This window comes from Nonomuraea sp. NPDC047529 (genome assembly GCF_040642995.1).
Taxonomy (GTDB): Bacteria; Actinomycetota; Actinomycetes; order Streptosporangiales; family Streptosporangiaceae; genus Nonomuraea.
The window spans coordinates 29,319-43,288 of record NZ_JBEYTJ010000003.1; the positions used below are offsets into that span (position 1 = coordinate 29,319).

The 13,970-nt window shown below is 73.7% G+C and carries 13 protein-coding genes; 11 read left to right on the forward strand and 2 right to left on the reverse strand.

The window, feature by feature from the left end; genetic code table 11:
* The 5 genes from ABZ815_RS06615 (at position 1) to ABZ815_RS06635 (ending at position 4,310) form a co-directional block, all read left to right on the forward strand.
* Entirely contained in the window at positions 1–912 is a 912-nt protein-coding gene (locus ABZ815_RS06615) for a hypothetical protein (protein ID WP_357694731.1), read from the forward strand.
* Complete coding sequence (locus ABZ815_RS06620; RefSeq protein ID WP_357694733.1) at positions 909–1,838, forward strand: PfkB family carbohydrate kinase; 930 nt, start codon at positions 909–911, stop codon at positions 1,836–1,838. Before ABZ815_RS06615 ends, ABZ815_RS06620 begins: the two co-directional genes overlap by 4 nt.
* Positions 1,835–2,560, forward strand: a complete 726-nt coding sequence (locus tag ABZ815_RS06625; protein WP_357694735.1) for a GntR family transcriptional regulator — start codon at positions 1,835–1,837, stop codon at positions 2,558–2,560. The genes ABZ815_RS06620 and ABZ815_RS06625 overlap by 4 nt, the downstream gene beginning before the upstream one ends.
* A 74-nt stretch (positions 2,561–2,634) precedes the next feature.
* A complete protein-coding gene (locus ABZ815_RS06630) occupies positions 2,635–3,330 on the forward strand; it encodes a LuxR C-terminal-related transcriptional regulator (protein ID WP_357694737.1) in 696 nt (231 codons plus the stop codon).
* A 47-nt stretch (positions 3,331–3,377) separates the two neighbouring features.
* Complete coding sequence (locus ABZ815_RS06635) at positions 3,378–4,310, forward strand: hypothetical protein (RefSeq protein WP_357694739.1); 933 nt, start codon at positions 3,378–3,380, stop codon at positions 4,308–4,310.
* A gap of 41 nt (positions 4,311–4,351) precedes the next feature.
* On the opposite strand, the gene ABZ815_RS06640 is transcribed toward ABZ815_RS06635, so the two are convergent.
* Positions 4,352–5,074: an alpha/beta hydrolase gene (locus ABZ815_RS06640; protein WP_357694741.1), complete on the reverse strand. Its 723-nt coding sequence runs from the start codon at positions 5,072–5,074 to the stop codon at positions 4,352–4,354.
* Between the two features lie 179 nt (positions 5,075–5,253).
* Here ABZ815_RS06640 and ABZ815_RS06645 point away from each other — a divergent pair, with 179 nt between their 5' ends.
* A complete protein-coding gene (locus tag ABZ815_RS06645; protein WP_357694743.1) occupies positions 5,254–6,213 on the forward strand; it encodes an alpha/beta hydrolase in 960 nt (319 codons plus the stop codon).
* A gap of 11 nt (positions 6,214–6,224) precedes the next feature.
* On the forward strand, positions 6,225–6,899 hold the full coding sequence (locus ABZ815_RS06650; protein WP_357694745.1) for an alpha/beta fold hydrolase: 675 nt from the start codon (positions 6,225–6,227) through the stop codon (positions 6,897–6,899).
* Between the two features lie 21 nt (positions 6,900–6,920).
* Here the strand turns inward: ABZ815_RS06650 and ABZ815_RS06655 are convergent, their stop codons facing one another.
* Entirely contained in the window at positions 6,921–9,206 is a 2,286-nt protein-coding gene (locus tag ABZ815_RS06655; RefSeq protein WP_357694747.1) for a tetratricopeptide repeat protein, read from the reverse strand.
* 341 nt (positions 9,207–9,547) lie between these two features.
* Between ABZ815_RS06655 and ABZ815_RS06660 the strand changes: the two genes are divergently transcribed.
* The 4 genes from ABZ815_RS06660 to ABZ815_RS06675 all read left to right on the forward strand — a co-directional run bounded on the left by ABZ815_RS06660 (position 9,548) and on the right by ABZ815_RS06675 (position 13,965).
* On the forward strand, positions 9,548–9,880 hold the full coding sequence (locus ABZ815_RS06660) for a YciI family protein (protein WP_357695403.1): 333 nt from the start codon (positions 9,548–9,550) through the stop codon (positions 9,878–9,880).
* Between the two features lie 33 nt (positions 9,881–9,913).
* Positions 9,914–11,158 (forward strand): DUF6596 domain-containing protein, encoded by a 1,245-nt coding sequence (locus ABZ815_RS06665; RefSeq protein WP_357694749.1) that lies wholly within the window; start codon positions 9,914–9,916, stop codon positions 11,156–11,158.
* Positions 11,159–11,188: 30 nt separating this feature from the next.
* Complete coding sequence (locus ABZ815_RS06670) at positions 11,189–13,003, forward strand: glycoside hydrolase family 15 protein (RefSeq protein ID WP_357694751.1); 1,815 nt, start codon at positions 11,189–11,191, stop codon at positions 13,001–13,003.
* 77 nt (positions 13,004–13,080) lie between these two features.
* A complete protein-coding gene (locus ABZ815_RS06675) occupies positions 13,081–13,965 on the forward strand; it encodes an alpha/beta hydrolase (protein WP_357694753.1) in 885 nt (294 codons plus the stop codon).
* The last annotated feature ends 5 nt before the right edge of the window (positions 13,966–13,970 follow it).

A 13,970-nucleotide genomic window follows, 5' to 3' on the forward strand; every position in this document is an offset into this window, starting at 1 on the left:
GTGACCACCGCCAGCGCGAGGCACCTCGACTACCCCTATCCCCGCACGTCGGCCGAATTGACCGACGAGCTGTTGTCCATGCCCGCCGAGGACGTGGCGGCCATCGCCCGCCACCCGCTGACCGTCTACCCCGACACGACCGAGCTCTACTACCGGCTGGCCCGCGAGATGGCCGACGAGTTACGCGCCCGCAACATGCGCGGCGAGCCCACCCGCTGGATCCTGCCCGTGGGACCGAAGGCGCAGTACCCGATCCTCGCGCGCATCTGCAACGAGGAGCGCATCAGCTGGGCCGACGTGTTCGCCTTCCACATGGACGAGTTCCTCGACTGGCAGGGCCGGCCGGTGGACCCCTCGCATCCCTTCAGCTTCCGCGGCTACTGCGACCGCAACCTCTACGAGCTCCTCGACCCCGACCTGCGGCCCCACCCCGACAACGTCGTCTTCCCCGACGTGTTCGACCCCGACGCGTTCGGCGAGCGCCTGCGCGGCGCGGGCGGCGCCGACACCTGCTTCGCGGGCTTCGGCTACCGGGGGCACCTGGCCTTCAACGAGCCGCCGTCCACGCGCTGGCACCAGTACACCGCCGAGGAGTTCGCCGCCTCGACCACGCGCGTCGTCCCCCTGCTCGACGACACGATCGTGGCCCACTCCCACCGTGTGACCGGCGGCTACACGCAGGCGATCCCGCGCATGGCGATCACCGTCGGCATGTCGGAGATCCTCTCCGCCCGCCGGCTGCACCTCGTCACCGACGGCGGCGCCTGGAAGCGCTACATCGTCCGGGTCCTCCTGCTCACCACCGAGCCGGACGTGCTGCTCCCGGTCACCTTCGCGCACCGCCACCCCGACGTGCGCGTGACCGTCGACGCCGACAGCATCGCGCCCTGCGCCCTGGGGCTGGGCTCGTGACCGTCGTCGCGATCGGCGCCTACATCGTCGACCTGTACATGTTCGGCGACCACCTGCCGGAGCCGGGCGAGAGCGTCAACGCCGCCGACTACGCCACCGCGCACGGCGGCAAGGCCGCGAACGTGGCCGTGGCCGCCGCGCGGCTGGGCGCACCCGCCCGGTTCGTCGGCTGCCTCGGCGACGACGCCGCCCGGCCGGTGGCGCTGGCCGAGCTGCGCGCCGAGGGCATCGAGGTCGGCGACTGCACCACGGCCGTCGGCGTGGCGACCGGGCGCAGCTTCGTCTACGTCGACTCCGGCGGCAGGCAGATGGTGATGACCTGGCCGGGGGCCGCCGACCTGCTGCCGCCCGCCCAGGCGGCCGCCGTCGCCGCCGGACTGCCCACCGGGTCCGTGCTCGTCCTCCAGGGCGAGATCCCGCTGGAGATCTCCTACGCCGCCGCGACGGCCGCCCCGGCGGGCGTGCGCGTCCTGCTCAACCCCAGCCCGGCGGGCCCGTTCCGCGAAGGGACCGGGAAGGAGCTGCTGGCCCGGGCCGACCTGCTGGTGCTCAACGAGGGCGAGCTGGCCGCCCTGGCCGGGCCGACCCCCGGCGACCTGGACGACCTGCGCGGCCGGACCAGGGGCCGCGCCGTCGTCGTCACCCGCGGCGAGCACGGCGCCGAGATCGCCGACGACGGCGGCACTATGCTGATCGACGTCCCCAGCGTGCGCGTTGTGGACACCACCGGCGCGGGTGACGCCTTCACCGGCGCCCTGGCGGCCGCCCTCTGCGCCGGCGCGGGCCTGGTGCGCGGCGTCCGGCTCGCCTGCCAGGTGGCGACCGTCTCGGTCACGCGCCGGTTCTGTGCCCCCAGCTACCCATCGGCCGCCGAGCTCGGCATCGCCCCGCTCCGCGGTCCGTCCGTGCAGGAGAGACCCGCGTGACACGACGTCATCCCACCCTGGCCATCCAGATCCGTGACCGGCTGCACGCCCTGATCGTCGAACAGGGGTTGCGCCCCGGTGACAGGCTGCCGTCGGAGAACGAGCTCATGACCCTGTTCGACGTCGGGCGCACCAGCATCAGGGAGGCGTTCAAGCTCCTGGAGCAGGAAGGGCTCATCCAGGCCAGGCACGGCGACGGCCGCTACCTCACCACCCAGCCCAGCCTGGACCGGCCGCTGACCCGCCTCGAAGGCGTGACCGAGATGCTGGCCAGCCGGGGGTTCACGGCCGACAACACCGTCCTCGACGTCGTGGCCACCGAGCCGGACCGCCACCAGCGCGAGCTGCTGCAACTCCCGCCCGGCGAGGCCATCGTCCGGCTGGAACGCCTGCGCCGGCACCGGGACGACGCGCTGCTGTACTCGATCGACCTGTTCCCGCGCTCCCTCATCGGCCGCCCCATGGACGAGGTGGACTGGACGGGGTCGCTGTTCCAGCTCCTCACCGAGTACGGCCACACCATCGCCTACGCCGTCGCCCAGGTCAGGGCGGTGACCCTCAGCCACGCCCAGGCCGAGCGCATCGGCACCCCCGAGGACGGCGGCGCCTGGCTGCTGCTGCTCCAGACCCACCACGACAGCGCCGGACGGCCGCTGCTGTATTCGCAGGACTACCACAGGGGCACCGACTTCTCCTTCCACCTGGTGAGACGCCGAGACTGACGAGTCCCACGACCGAGAGAGCCGCCGCCGCGTACCGACCGACCGCCGTTCGCCGACGCAGAGAGGATCATGCGATGAGTGCCATCACGCTGGAGGCCGGCCAGCCGATCCCGGCCTCCCCTTCCAGCCTCCGTGCGAGGTGCTCCAGGCTGTCCGTCTTCTGGCTCGCCGAGGACGAGGTCTCCTTCTACGGGCTCCCGCCGCTGCTGATGAAGGTGTCGAACGTGGCCGGGGTCGCGGTCGTGCGCAGCTCGGCGGAGGCCAGGCTGCTGCTGGCCGGCGAGGACTTCGACGTGGCGGTGATCCCGCTCGCCGTCCTGGCGGACGTGCTCGGCGGACGCCCCTGCCGGGCCCGCCCGCGCATCCTGGCCATGGTGCGGCAGGGGGAGGAGCTCGCGCCCTGCGTCGCCCAGCGGTACGGCCTGGCCGGTTGCCTGCTGTGGGACGAGATCAATGTCGCGGGCTTGTCGGGCACCTTCGATCGGCTGCTGCGCGGCGACGCGCCCGCCCCGTCCAGAAGCGGCCCCGACCTGCTCGGACGCCTGACCGAACGCGAGCACATGGTCCTGGCGCTGCTGCTGCGCGGCATGAGCAACCACCAGATCGCCCGCGCGATGGGCATCTCCATCCACGGCGTCAAGCGCCACATCTCGAACCTGCTCGTCAAGTTCAACTGCTCCAACCGCACCGAGGTCGCCCTGGTCGCCCAGCGTCTCGGCCTCGACCCCGCCGCCCGCATCCCGAGCCACCTGAGCGGCACCGGCACGTAGCACGTACGACGAACCATCCCGATCGGTCATCGAGAAACGGAGTGACAATGGACGTCCCTCTCATGGAACTCAGCGGCCGCGCTCCCGTCGTCAGGCTGCACGACATCGAGGCGGACATGGCCGCCGCCACCGACGCCATCAGGTCGCAGCTGACCGGATGGGGCTTCATGGCCGCGGAGGTGCCCGGCATCGGCGAGCGCGTAGCGGCCATGATGAACGACTTCGCCGCGGCCTGCCGGGCGACCGGGCCCGCCCTGTCCGACTACGCCTACGACGTCGTCCCGCAGCTCGCCGTCGGCGGCACGCACGGGTTCTTCCCGTACAACTCGGAGATCCCGCGCCTGGCCAACGGCGTGCCCGACCCGAAGGAGTTCATCCACGTCAGCGGCGCCATGATCGGCGACCAGCCGCCCGGGGCGGGTGACGTGCTGCGGGCCTTCCCGGCGTTCGGCACCCGCGCCGCCGAGGTGTTCGACATCGCCTTCCGGCTGATCTCGCTCTTCGGCGAGGTCGTCCGGGGGATGATGCCGCCGGGCACGCCCGAGCTGGACCTGTCGCACGACGCGACGAACCTGCGGGTGATCCACTACCGGGACGTGGGCGACCGCCAGGTGCTGGCCCACGAGCACTCCGGCATCCAGATGCTCGGCCTCCAGCTTCCCCCGTCCGACCAGGGCCTGCAGTACGTGCTGCACGACGGCACCTGGGTCGAGCCGGTGATCGCCGGGACCGACGTCGTGCTCTGCAACATCGGCCGGATGCTCACCAGCGCCTCCGACGGGCGGTTCCGGCCGTCCACGCACCGGGTGCACACCAGGCCGATGCCCGCCGGCTACGAGCGCCTGTCGTCGGTGCTCTTCGCCTACCCGCAGCACAAGGCCCGCCAGTGGAAGATGGTGGACGGCGAGCTGATGACGCTGAACTCCACCTGGGGCGACTTCATCGAGAGCCGCTTCCAGGGCCTCGGCAAGCAGTCCTGACCACCCGGCCTCCACCCGCCTCCTGGCGGCCTTGGCTGCCGTCAGGAGGTGGCGCGGACGGCCGCGCGGATCACGTCGGCGACCTCCTTCGGCCGGGACACCGCGACCGCGTGCGAGGCGCCCGCGACCTCGACGGCGGTCGCGCCGGCCCGCTCGGCGCCGAACCGCTGCACGTCGGGGTTGATGGCCTGGTCGGCGTCCGCGACGACGGCCCACGACGGCTTGGCCCGCCAGGCCGTCGTGGCCGCCGGCTCGGTGAACGCCCCGGCCGCCAGCGGCCGCTGCGCCACCGCCAGGACGCGGGTGACGTCGGCGGGCACGTCCGCGGCGAAGACCTCGGGGAAGGCGTCGGCGGCGATGGTGAGCTCCACGGCGGTGCCGCCGCCGGCCAGCGGGTAGGACGCCTGCCGCAGGCTCGCGCCGAGCGGCGGCTCGGGGAAGCGTCCCTGGAGCTCGGCCAGGCTCTCGCCCTCCTCCAGGACGTACGCGGCGACGTAGACGAGGCCGACGACGTTGTCCGCCGTGCCGGCCACGGTGATGATCGCGCCGCCGTAGGAGTGGCCGACCAGCACGACCGGGCCGTCGATCTGGGCCGCCACGGAGGCGACGTAGGCGGCGTCGGAGGCCAGGCCGCGCAGCGGGTTGGGCGGCGCGACCACGGGGATGCCGTCCCGCTGGAGCTCGGCGATGACGCCGGTCCAGCTCGCCGCGTCGGCGAACGCGCCGTGCACGAGGACGACCGTCGGGGTGATGCTCTCCGTCATGGGAAAGGCTCCTTCTCTGGGCAAAGGGGACCGGTCGGCCCCGGTAGCGATCCAACAGCCCGGCCGCTCGCGTGCACGAGGCGGAAACGTACTTCTGCCTGTGGTTCCGCCTCGTCTTTCCCCGGGACGGTCGCTTTGATGGATGACGGCCCCCCTGCTTCCCACCCCTTCTTCCTGGAGTGATCATGATCAAGCCTGTCCTGGAACCCGCCGCCCAGGCGTTCGCCGAGGCCACCGCCGAGCCGCCGTACCTGTTCCAGCTCCCGCCGGAGGAGGGCCGCAAGGCCGTGAACGAGGTCCAGTCCGGCCCGGTCGAGCTGCCCGCCGTGGACGAGGAGTGGGTGACGGTCCCCGGCGGCCCCACCGGCGAGGTCAGGGCCCGCATCGTGCGGCCCGCCGGCAGCACCGGCGACCTTCCCGTGATCATCTACATCCACGGCGCGGGCTGGGTCTTCGGCAACGCCCACACCCACGACCGGCTGGTCCGCGAGCTGGCGACCGGCGCCGGCGCCGCCGTGGTCTTCCCCGAGTACGACCTGTCGCCCGAGCACCGCTACCCGGTCGCCATCGAGCAGAACTGGACGGTCGCCCGCTGGATCGTCACCGACGGCGCCTCCAAGGGCCTGGACGCCACGCGCCTGGCGGTGGCCGGCGACTCCGTCGGCGGCAACATGACCGCCGCGCTGACCATCATGGCCAAGCAGCGCGGCGGGCTGTCGCTGCGCGGGCAGGTGCTCTTCTACCCGGTGACCGACGCCTCCTTCGACACCGGCTCCTACCGGCAGTTCGCCGAGGGCTACTTCCTGCGCCGCGACGGCATGCAGTGGTTCTGGGACCAGTACACGACCTCGGCCGCCGAGCGCGCCGAGATCACCGCGTCCCCCCTGCGGGCCACCGTCGAGGAGCTGACCGGCCTGCCGCCGGCGCTGGTCATCACCGGCGAGGCGGACGTGCTGCGGGACGAGGGCGAGGCGTACGCCGCCAAGCTGCGCGAGGCCGGGGTGCCCGTGACCGCCGTGCGTTACCAGGGCATCATCCACGACTTCGTCATGCTCAACGCGCTGCGCGGCACGTACGCGGCCGAGTCGGCGATCGAGCTGGCCGTGGGCACGCTGCGCCGGGCCCTGCACGAGAGCTGACCCGCCGCGCCATGTCCTCCGCCTACGACCTCGACCAGGTACGCCACGCCAACGCCACCGGCCGGGTCCCGGTCGTCTTCGTGCACGATCCGTGGCTGCTGGCCGAGAGCTGGGAGCCCTGGGCCGAGGTGTTCGGACAGGCGGGGTTCGTCCCCGTGATCCCGGCCTGGCCGGCGGACGGCGAGGCGGCGGCGCACTTCGCGGGGCTGGTCGGGGGACTGACCCGCCGGCCCGCCGTCGTCGGCCACGCCGCCGGCGGCCTGGTCGCGCAGATCCTCGCCGGGCGCGGGCTGGCCTGCGCCTGCGTGGCGATCAGCCCGGCGCCGTTCCGCGGGACGCTCACGTACGGGCGGTTCCGGCACGCCGTGGCCAACGCCGTCGGGGAGGAGGAGGCCAGGCGGCTGTACGAGACGTACGCCGTCCCGGCGGGGGAGGCGGCCGACCCGTGGAGCCTCGACGGCACGGCGCCGGACCGGGGGCCGCTGCTGCTGATCACCGGCGAGATGGACCGCACGGTCCCGTGGGCCGCCGCGCACGCCTCCTACCTGCGCCAGGCGCGCAACCGGCACCACCTGACCGAGATCGTCGAGCTGCCGGGGCGCGGGCACTCGATGACCGTGGACAGCGGCTGGCGCGAGGTCTGCGGCACTGCCCTGACCTTCGTCGAACGCTTCGTGGAGCCCTGACCGGCGCGCGCCCGGCCTGGTTCAGCCGGTGGCCCCCGGGGTCGCGACCGGGCTGAGCCGGGCGAGCTCGGCGGCCACGCGGGCGGCGCGGACGGTGTCGGCGGAGGCTTCGTACAGCTCCTGGGCCTCCTGGAACGCCTCGCGGGCCTCCTCCAGCCGTCCCAGCTCGACCAGCGCCCGGCCCAGGTTCGTCAGCGTATGGGCCGTGGCCCGGTTGATCGGGCGCTTGCGCAGCTCTACCAGCGCCTCGCGATAGTGGTCGGCGGCCTCCTGCCAGCGGCCGAGCGCGAAGTAGCCGTCGCTCAGCAGGTCCAGCGCCGCGCCGACGGCGTGGGCGACGATGACCGGCGTGCCGCCGAACGCCGGGTCGCGCAGCCGTTCCAGCACCTCCAGCCCGTGCCGTACGGCCTCCTCGATGCGGCCGAGCCTGCGCAGGCCGTTCCCGACGCTGAGCACGGCCTGGGCGTAGCCCTCCGGGTCGCCGGCCAGGCGGAAGCACTCCGCCGCCCGCCGCGCGTGCTCCAGGCCGGTCTCCAGGGCGGGCCGGTCGTCGCGACCCCACAGCGCCCAGGTGGCGTAGGTCAGGGCCCAGCCCTGTTGGCGCACGTCGCCGACCTCGCGGGCCAGCTCCAGCGCGCGCAGCGCGGTGCGCTCGCCCTCGGCGTACCGGCCCTGGCAGTACGTCCGCGCCCAGGACAGGTAGTTGAGGTGCACCGCCTCCTGCGCGCGGTCGCCCGTCGCGCGGGCGGCCGCGGACGACAGCTCGAACACCTCGGGCCAGTGTCCCCAGTGCATCCACAGGTCGGAGAACCAGTGCATGGCCTCGGCCACCTCGACGACCCGCGCGTGCTCGCCGACGCGGGCCGCCTGCCGCAGCGCCGCCAGCCATGCCGTGCCCTCGGCCTGGAGCCATTCCTGCGCCTGCCGGGCGCTGTCCAGCTCGACCAGCGAGCTCCAGCCGGGCGGCGGCGCGCCGTAGTCCGGCTCGAACCAGCGTCCGGCGACGGTTGCCACCTCCAGCAGCCAGTCGTCCATCCGCCGCCGCGCCTGCCGCTGAGCCGACATGGACTCCTCCTCGGACAGCCGGGCGCGGGCGAACAGCCGTACGAGATCGTGGAAGCGGTAGCGGCCGGGATACGGCGACTGCAGCAGCCCCAGGTCGACCAGCTCCTCCAGGGCGTCCTCGGCGTCGTCCGGGCCGAGCTCGGCGAGGACCGCCGTCATCGGCACCCCGAAGTCCGGCGCGGCGGCCAGCGCCAGACGGCGGAAGGCGCGCCGCGCGGGCGCCGAGAGCTGCCGGTACGACAGCGCGAAGGCCGCCGCCACCGACAGGTCGCCGGCGGCCAGCGACTCCACCCGGCGTCCCTCGTCGCCGAGGCGGGCGGCCAGATTCCCGGGGGTCCAGCCGGGCCTGCTCTGCAGCCGGTTGCCGGCGATGCGCAGCGCCAGCGGCAGGTTCCCGCACAGGTCGGCCACCAGTGCCACCCCGTCCGGGTCGGCCTCGGCACGCTCGGCGCCGACGATCGCGCGCAGCAGCGCGGCCGACTCCCCGGCGGCCAGATGCGCCAGCGGCAGCTGGTGGACGCCTTCGAGCCCGGCCAGCGGGCGGCGGCTGGTCACCAGCGTCATCGCCGGGCCCTCCGCGGGCAGCAACGGGCGCACCTGGGCCTCGTGGGCGGCGTTGTCCAGGATGACCAGGCAGCGCCGTTCGCGCAGCAGGGCGCGGTAGTGGCCGGCGCGGTCCTCCTCGTCGGCCGGGATGCGTCGCTCGGCCACGCCCAGGGCGTTGAGCAGCCTGGACAGCGCCGTGCCCGGGTCCAGCGGGACCGGGTCCATGCCGCGCAGGTCCAGGTAGAAGCGGCCGTCGGGGAACAGGTCGGCCAGGTGCGCGGCGGCGCGTACGGCCAGCGCGGTCTTGCCGATGCCGGCGGTCCCCGAGACGGCGGCGACGACGGCGGGCGCGTCCTCGGCCGTCCGGGCGGCCAGGTCGCGCAGCAGGTCCAGCTCCCGTTCCCGGCCGGTGAAGTCGCCCACGCCGCGGGGCGGCTCGCAGGCGCCCGGCGCGGCGGCCTCCTGGCGGGGACGGCCGGCGCGGGCGGCGTCCGACAGCGCCGTCCGCCGCGGCTCGTCCAGCCGCAGCGCCTCGGCCAGGGCCTCGACGGTGCGCCGCTGGGGGCCACGGCTGGCGCCGCGCTCCATGTCGCCGATGGCCCGCACGCTGACGCCGGAGGCGTGGGAGAGCTCCTCGATGGTCAGCCCGGCGGCGTGTCTCAGGCTCCTCAGCATCGTGCCGAACGATTCCGCCACCCGTCCCCCTCATGCTGGTGAGCGGCGAAATCCCCCCAAGCGCCGCATACCCACCTTATCTGCCGGAAAATGGGGTGAGGTGCTGGTCGCTCGCCCCGATGGTGGACGAGCCCCACCAGCCCCGGCACCTCGCCCCGCTCCACGAACCCGCCCAGCACACCCCGCAGCCGCTGTTCCAGTACGCTCATCGGTCCTCCTGAAGTGACGTGTCCCGGCAATGACCGGCCGCCGTCGGAAAACTCATCGCCGCGACATGTCCATCCGGGCGGGTCCCGTTCGTGGTGATGGCGTACGGCGGCCCCGCCGTACGCCGACCGCGGAAAGGGAACACCGTGAAGTACATGCTGCTGATCAACTCCGGCACCTCCGACGAGCAGGAGCCGGGCGACTTCCAGGAGTGGGTGGCCTACGACAAGTCCGTCCGGGAGGCGGGCGTCCTGGTCTCCGGCGAGTCGCTGGCCGACCTGGTGACCGCCACCACCGTCCGGGTGGGCGGCGACGGCACGCCCACCGTGACCGACGGCCCGTACGCCGAGACGCACGAGGTCCTGGGCGGCTTCTACGTGATCGACGTGCCCGACCTCGACGCCGCCCTCGACTGGGCCGTCCGCTGCCCGGGGGCGCGCGGCGGCGGCTCGGTGGTGGTGCGCCCGGTCGCCGACTTCGACGCGTGAGTTCTCCGGTGCGTGAGCGCTTCGGGGTCTTCGGTGCGTGAGATCGAGGACGTCTTCCGTGAGGAGCGCGGCCGGTTGCTGGCCGCGCTCGTCCGCCGCTTCGGCGACCTCGACCTGGCCGAGGAGGTCACCTCCGACGCCGTCGAGGCGGCGCTGAGACACTGGCCGGCCGAGGGCGTGCCGCCCAATCCGGGCGCGTGGCTGATGACCACGGCCCGGCGCAGGGCGGTCGACCGGCTCAGGCGGGAGCAGGCGCTCGCCACCCGGCTGGCCGTCCTGGCGGCCGAGGCCGAGCGGGCCGGCCCCGAGGCCCCCGCAGGCGAGGACGGCGGCCTGCCCGACGAACGCCTGCGACTCTTCTTCACCTGCGCCCACCCCGCGCTGCCCGCCGAGGACCGGGGCGCGCTGACGTTGCGCTGCCTGGCCGGCCTGACCACCCCCGAGGTGGCGCGGGCCTACCTGGTGCCGGCCCAGACGATGGCCAAGCGCATCGTCCGGGCCAAGAAGAAGATCCGGGAGGCGCGCGTCCCGTTCCGCGTGCCCGACGCCGACGAGCTGCCGGAACGGGTTCCCGGCGTGCTCCAGGTCATCTACTCGATCTTCACCGAGGGCTACGCGGCCAGCTCGGGCCCCCACCTCCAGCGGCTCGACCTGGCCGAGGAGGCGATCAGGCTGGCCCGGATCCTGCGCCGGCTGCTGCCCGCCGAGCGGGAGGTCGCCGGGCTGCTGGCGTTGCTGCTGCTGGTGCACGCGCGGCGCGAGGCCCGTACCGGGCCTGGGGGCGAGCCGGTGCTGCTCGACGAGCAGGACCGCGGCCTCTGGGACCGGGCCATGATCGAGGAGGGGGCGGCGCTGGTGGTGACCGCGCTCAGCGGCGGCCCGCCGGGCCCGTACGCCGTCCAGGCCGCGATCGCGGCGCTCCACGACGAGGCCCCCGACCTGGCCACGACCGACTGGCCGCAGATCGTGGCCCTGTACGACGTGCTGCTCGCGCTCGACCCCTCCCCGGTGGTGGCGCTGAACCGGGCTGTCGCCGTGGCCATGCGCGACGGGCCCGAGGCCGGGCTGGCACTGCTGGAGGAGCTCGCGGGGGAGCGGCGGCTGCGCGACCACCACCCCTACCTGGTGGCCCGCGCCGACCTGCTGCACCGGCTCGGCCGCCTGCCCGAGGCCGCCGAGGCGTACCGGACGGCGCTGCGGGCGGCCACCAGCGAGCCCGGACGCGCCTACCTGCGCCGCCGCCTGGCCGCGGCGGAGGAAGCCGTGCCCGAGGTTTGAGTACCGCCCTGACCTGGGAGAACTGCTGCGATGGGTGGAGCAGACGGTGACCGCTACCTGCCGATCGCCGAGCACGGCCTCATCGGCGATCTGCGCAGCGTGGCCCTCGTCGGCACCAACGGGACCATCGACTGGTACTGCTGCCCGGCCTTCGACTCGCCCAGCGTCTTCGCCGCGATCCTCGACGCCGACCGGGGCGGGGCGTTCGAGCTGGCCACCGACGTGCCGGCGCGGACCAAGCAGTTCTACTTCCCCGACACCAACGTGCTCATCACCCGCTTCTTCACCGAGAGCGGAGTGGGCGAGATCCAGGACTTCATGCCGATCATCGGCGAGCCGGGCGGCCGCGGACGGCAGCGGCTGATCCGGCGGGTGCTCTGCGTGCGCGGCTCGCTGCCCTTCCACGCGCGGGTGGCCCCCCGCTTCGGCTACGGCGCCGACCCGCACACCGTCCGCGAGGCCGACGGCCTGACCGTCTTCGAGTCGGCCCACCTGACGCTCGCGCTGAGCGCCACCGTGCCGGTCGAGTCCGACGGCCGCGACGTGCGGGCGGCCTTCACCCTCGCGGAGGGCGAGTCGGAGGTGTTCGCGCTCGACCGGGTCGAGGCCGAGGTCCCGCCGCTCGGGTGCCCGCACGTCGAGGCGGAGGAGCAGCTGACCGCCACGGTGACGTTCTGGCGCAAATGGCTGTCGGCCTCTCGCTACCGGGGCAGGTGGCGGGAGATGGTCCACCGCTCGGCGCTGACGCTCAAGCTGCTGACGTACGCGCCGACCGGCGCCATCGTCGCCGCGCCGACGACCAGCCTGCCCGAGCTGATCGGCGGCGAGCGCAACTGGGACTACCGTTACCTCTGGATCCGCGACGCCGCCTTCTGCGTCTACGCCCTGCTCCGGCTCGGCTTCACCGGCGAGGCGGAGGCGTTCATGTCGTTCCTGACCCGGTACGTCAGCCTGCGCGGCGCCGGACCCAACGGCCCCCTCCAGATCATGTACGGCATCGACGGCCGCACCGACCTGCCCGAACGGCAGCTCGACCACCTGGAGGGCTACCGCGGCTCGGCCCCCGTACGCGTCGGAAACGCCGCCGCCGACCAGCTCCAGCTCGACATCTACGGCGCCCTCCTCGACTCCGTCTACCTCTACGACAAATGGGGCAAGCCCATCTCCAGCGACCACTGGAACGCCGTCTGCGCCCTGGTCGACTGGGTCTGCGACAACTGGGACCAGCCCGACGAGGGCGTCTGGGAGACCAGGGGCGGGCGCAAGAAGTTCCTGTACTCCCGGCTGATGTGCTGGGTCGCCATCGAACGCGCCATGCGCATGGCCGCCCACCGGGGCCTGCCCGCCGACATCCCCCACTGGCGCGCGGCCCGCGACGACCTCTACCGGCAGATCATGGCGCACGGCTGGTCCGACGTGCGGCAGGCGTTCGTCCAGCACGAGGACGACGACGTGCTCGACGCGGCGCTGCTGATGATGCCGCTGGCCAAGTTCGTCTCGCCCACCGACCCGAAATGGCTGTCCACCCTCGACGCGCTCACCGCCGACCTGGTGTCCGACTCGCTGGTCTACCGCTACGACCCCGACGCCAGCCCCGACGGCCTGCGCGGCCAGGAGGGCACGTTCTCCATCTGCTCCTTCTGGTACGTCGAGGCGCTGGTCCGCGCCGGCCGGGTGGAGGAGGCCCGCCTGGCCTTCGAGAAGATGCTGACCTACGCCAACCACCTCGGCCTGTACGCCGAGGAGATCGGCCGTACGGGCGAGCAGCAGGGCAACTTCCCGCAGGCGTTCACCCACCTGGCCCTGATCAGCGCCGCCTTCAACCTCGACCGCGCCCTCGGCTGACCTGCCAGCGTCCTGACAGCCGGGTACCAGCGCGGGCGGCCATGCTGCTGTCTCCACCGACGTGAAGGCAGGACGGGATGGGCGGCAGGATGGCGACGCAGTGGCAGCCGGCGGAAGTGACCTCGCGGGACGGGACGACGATCGCCCTGCTCAGCGCCGGGCGAGGCCCCGGGCTGCTGGTGATCCCCGGGAACAACCGGCGCGCCCACCACTACGGGGCCCTGGCGCGGGAGCTGTCCGGCACACACAGCGTGCACGTGATCGAACGGCGCGGACGCGGCTCCAGCGGCCCGCAGGGCCCGGCCTACAGCGTGGAGACGGAGGTCGACGACGCCCTCGCCGTCATGAACCACACGGGTGCGCGCCTGGTCTTCGGGCACAGCTACGGCGGCCTCGTCGCCCTGCACCTCGGGCTGCGCCGGCGGGTGGACGCGCTCATGGTCCACGAACCCGGCGTGAGCATCGACGGTTCCTTCCCCGCCCACTGGGTGCCGGCGTTCAACCGCCTGCTGGAGGAGGGCAGGCGCACGGCGGCGATGGCGGCCTTCCTCAAGGGCACCCGCCTGACCCCCGTCGGCGACGCCCCGGCGCCGGTGTTCCACGCGCTGGCGTTCCTGCTGCTGCGCGGGTCCGAAGGGCGGGACGCGCGGGCGATGATGGCGACGACCCCGGCCGAGATCGGCGAGATCCTCCGGCTGGACTCCGACGGCGCCAGGTACACGGGCGTCGACTCCCCGACGCTGCTGCTCGGCGGCGGCAGGTCCCCCGGCTACCTCACCGGCGTGCTCGCCCGCCTGGCCCACGTCATGCCCGACGCCTGCCACGAGATCGTCGCCGGGCTCGACCACAACGCCCCCGACCTGAACGCCCCGGACGTCGTCGCCGAACGGATCCGGACCTTCGTGCGGTCCCGTCCCGCCCGCGGACACGAGCCGCCGGCGGGACGGATGACCTCCGCCTGATCCCC

Coding starts and splice junctions, on each gene's coding strand:
- ABZ815_RS06660 (WP_357695403.1), top strand. CDS start 9,548: ATGCTGCTGATCAACTCCGGCACCTCCGACGAGCAGGAGCCGGGCGAC.
- ABZ815_RS06630 (WP_357694737.1), top strand. CDS start 2,635: ATGAGTGCCATCACGCTGGAGGCCGGCCAGCCGATCCCGGCCTCCCCT.
- ABZ815_RS06670 (WP_357694751.1), top strand. CDS start 11,189: ATGGGTGGAGCAGACGGTGACCGCTACCTGCCGATCGCCGAGCACGGC.
- ABZ815_RS06635 (WP_357694739.1), top strand. CDS start 3,378: ATGGACGTCCCTCTCATGGAACTCAGCGGCCGCGCTCCCGTCGTCAGG.
- ABZ815_RS06640 (WP_357694741.1), bottom strand. CDS start 5,074: ATGACGGAGAGCATCACCCCGACGGTCGTCCTCGTGCACGGCGCGTTC.
- ABZ815_RS06650 (WP_357694745.1), top strand. CDS start 6,225: ATGTCCTCCGCCTACGACCTCGACCAGGTACGCCACGCCAACGCCACC.
- ABZ815_RS06675 (WP_357694753.1), top strand. CDS start 13,081: ATGGGCGGCAGGATGGCGACGCAGTGGCAGCCGGCGGAAGTGACCTCG.